General features: G+C 26.0%; 3 protein-coding genes. All 3 read left to right on the forward strand.

What is annotated here, in order from left to right; all coding sequences use genetic code 11:
* Window positions 1–293: 293 nt before the first annotated feature.
* The 3 genes from QZ146_RS08440 to QZ146_RS08450 all read left to right on the forward strand — a co-directional run bounded on the left by QZ146_RS08440 (window position 294) and on the right by QZ146_RS08450 (window position 3655).
* Window positions 294–2672, forward strand: coding sequence for a hypothetical protein (locus tag QZ146_RS08440; RefSeq protein WP_295723566.1), 2379 nt, complete (start codon window positions 294–296; stop codon window positions 2670–2672).
* Window positions 2673–3104: 432 nt separating this feature from the next.
* The gene (locus QZ146_RS08445; RefSeq protein ID WP_295723569.1) at window positions 3105–3314 is read left to right on the forward strand and encodes a hypothetical protein; all 210 of its coding nucleotides are present in this window, start codon (window positions 3105–3107) and stop codon (window positions 3312–3314) included.
* An 86-nt stretch (window positions 3315–3400) separates the two neighbouring features.
* Entirely contained in the window at window positions 3401–3655 is a 255-nt protein-coding gene (locus tag QZ146_RS08450) for a hypothetical protein (RefSeq protein WP_295723572.1), read from the forward strand.
* Window positions 3656–3965: the final 310 nt, after the last annotated feature.

Consider the following 3965-nt stretch of genomic DNA (forward strand, 5'->3'; position numbering starts at 1 on the left):
ATTATATGCTGATATTAATTCAGACTAATATCATATCTTCTTCACCCCACTTTTTTTAAGAATTGCAATTAATTGCAACTAAATTGCAACTGCTATTTTAAATATACCTCTAAAATTCAAGGAAAAAATTAATTAAAAGATTGATTATTAAAGGTGATGTATTAATTGTATCAATAAAATTTGTTATAATGGCTATTGATGTATTAATATTAAATATTGATAAGTTGTGTATTCGGAATATTTAATATATACTTTGTGTATAATATATATTATTAGAAAATGAGGAGATAATATTGTTAAATAAAAAATTATTCTTCGTGACAATATTTGTATTTTTTATTGCTGTTACAGTGGTAAGTGCAGCAGATAATACTACGGATATTGTTGATATGGAAGAAACAGTTGATGAAAGTGTAATAATTGAAAATGATGAATTAAATAATTATAATCCATCTATTGAAAGTAATAATAATATGTCAGATACTTTAAATGATAAATATAAAAATATATTAAATTCAGTGAATGATGAGGATGTTTTAAGTGAGACACTCCAATATTCTGTTAGTAATTTCGGTGTTTCACCTAGTTCATTTAATTATGGATCTAGTGCATCTGTTTCATTCACACTTGTACCTGCTAATAAGAATCCTTATTCATATGATTTGCGTTTAGAAATAATTAATTCAAATGGAGCTACAAAAATTACTAAAGAATATAAAGGGGATACTTATAATACTCCTGCTGCTTTATATTATCGCGCAAGTTTTAGTTATCCTATTACTTCTAATAATTTAGGTTCTGGAACATATACTGCAAGACTAGTTAATGTAGCTGATTTCCGTGTTCTAGCTACTAGAAGTTTTACTATAAACTCTGTAATTTATTCAGAATATTCTGTTTCTGTTAGTGATACTACAATCCCATATGGTTCTAGTGGAACTATTACTATGTCTATTTCCCCAACTCAGGGCATGTATTCTAAATATAATTTTTATTTAAAAGTGTATGATTCAAAGAATAAAGAAGTCATTAGTAAAAAATATGCAGAAGAAAATGTTAACACTGCTAACACAAAGAGAGTAGTGTATAATATTAATGCTAATTCTTTAAGTTCTGGAACTTACACTATTAAAATCATTGATGGTACTAATCCTAACCATGTTTTTAAGACCGCTAAATTAACTATAGGTTCAGGTTCATCACCATCTTCTCAACCATCAAAGTTTTCAGTTAGTACTAATGATGTTAATATGAATTATGGAGAGAGTGGAAAAATATCAATGACAGTGTCATCAGACTATGGCAATAATTGTGAGTATTATTTTATATTAGAGGTTTTAGATTCCTATTCAAACATTAAAATTCGTCAACAATATTCAGGTACAGTTAAGAGTACTAACACAATAAGTTACTCTATTGCTCCTTATTCTTTAACTCCGGGGAAATATACTATTAACATTGTAGATAGGGAAACTACTGGATATAATACTGCCTATGAGATTAATGCTTTCTATTATACAACTTTCGCTACTGCTAAATTAAACATAAATTTAGGCTCTTCTGATTTTGTTGTTAAAACAAATGATATTAAAATGATTTATGGATCTAATGAAACTATCAAAATGTCTGTTACTGCTCCATCTGAATATAATTTTAATTTAGAAATTTATAATTCAAATAATAAAAAAATTTTTAATAAAAATTATATGGGTACAGGTAGTGGAACGCTTAAATATATTATTAATCCTAAAGACTTAAAAGTAGGAGAGTATACTATTAAAATTACTAAGGCTGATAAAAAATATTTAAGTGCTCCGGTTTTAACTACTGCTAAACTTTCTGTTTTAAATGATGGAATTATTTATATTATTGCTAATCCTACTACTTTTATTTCATCAGACACTGGACATTATTATGATTTTAAAATTCTTGATTCTGATAATAATCTGATTTCTAATACGAACTATGAATATGTAATAGATAATGAACCAACTAAAATTCATATGATAAGTTCTAATGGTAATGGACACATATTTCTAAATGGAAAGGCTACTGCTCTTGGTAGACATTCGATTAAAATTTGGTGTGGTTCTACGTTTAACGAAACATATTATGATGTTTTTGATTTATTTACTATGATTGATATTGATTACAATGTAGCAAAATACAGGGAAAATAATAAAGCTGAAATTTTCAACTTAGAAGATGGTATGAAAGTTACTGTAAATGTTTATACTGGAGAAAAATACGAATCATATCATTTAACAGCAAAAGATGGGATTGTGAAGATTAATACAAAAAATTTAAAGATAGGAAAACATAAAGTTACTATAATAGCGGATAATAAATATCATATACTTACTCATAATTCATTTAATATAATTATTAAAGCAATACCAAAATTAACTACTACTCATAAAACCTTTAAAAATAATATTAAAACAAAGAAATATGCAGTAAAACTCAAAAACCATTTAGGAAAGGCAATGAACAAAGCAAAAGTTACAATGAAAATTGATAAGAAAACATATACTGCTAAAACAGATAAAAAAGGTAAAGCAACATTTAATATCAAGTTAACTAAAAGAGGAATGTACAAAGCAACAGTAACATATAAAGGAGATACTTATTATAGTAGAGTATCCAATAAAGTAATGATTAAGATTAAGTAGATGTGATGTGCATCTACAATTTTTTTCTATTTTTAGTTTAAATAAAATATATTACTGTTATTTAACAATTTAACAAACACAACTACTTTTTTTCAAATTTTTATAAAATTGCATATTATACTAATTCCGCTTGATATGTTAAGATTATAATAAGTTTTATTACTTATTTTATATATCCAATATAATAAACATATATCGCAAATGAAAATATTATTTTTGGAAAGAGTTATTATGGGTTACTTCTTTTATAAAAACTAGATTACTGAATAATCGGTGAGCAGTATAAGTACGAAATGCAGTTAGATGGAGAGGGATTAATTAAACTTATTATTTATATTAATTCATCTCCATTGAATAAGTGTAAATCCAAAATTTTGTTTTAGAAATACTTATTATAATTATTATATATACCTAATTATTACACGCGGTATAATGGAGGAAAAATATGAAAAAAAGTATATACTGATTTTAAGCATGATATTTGTTATTTTAAGTATATCTTGTGTAAGTGCAGCAGATAATAGTACTGATATAATTAAAGAACAAACTAATAATGTACTTTCAATTGATGAAGAAAATAGTAATGTTTCATCACTTTCAGCAACAAATGAAACTGTTTTTATAGTGCTGATGAGGAATTAAATCAAAAAACTATATCCGCAGACAATGATGTTTTTAGAATAGAGGATCTTAATGAAGATAAAGATAAAAACTGGTGGGAAATTCAAATGAACTACGATGAATTATATAGGTTCTGCAAAATATATACTGAAAAGTATGAAGAATTCAACAATTTGAGTAGAGAAGAAGCAGAAGAAAAATATAGTGAATTAGAACTGGAACTCTACGATAAAAAAGAATTGAGATTATATGCTTCAGGTATATACAATATTATGGACGAAGAATTTTTGAATAACCTACCAAAGAGTATTCGAGAAGAAATCAGAATATATCGTTGGGAACACGAACCGCCAAAAAAATAAGTGGTCGAATAATTGCATAAGTGCTCAAGCAATCGAACACTTGCATGAGTAAGTGCTTGAATAATCGATTGTGTAATTGATTAAATGATTGCTTGAGTACGAAATAGATGTTTTTAGAATAGATCTTAAGAGCAAGTAAAAATAACATCAGAAAAATATTATACAACAAACAAGGGGTATGCAACATTAAAAGCAATTATTACTGATAATCATGGTTATAAAGTAAATGAAGGAATAGTAAAATTCACAGTCAATGGTAAATCTTATAATGCAACAGTACATAACGGTGTAGCATCTATAAAAATCAAAT

The organism is uncultured Methanobrevibacter sp. (genome assembly GCF_905235195.1).
Taxonomy (GTDB): Archaea; Methanobacteriota; Methanobacteria; order Methanobacteriales; family Methanobacteriaceae; genus Methanarmilla.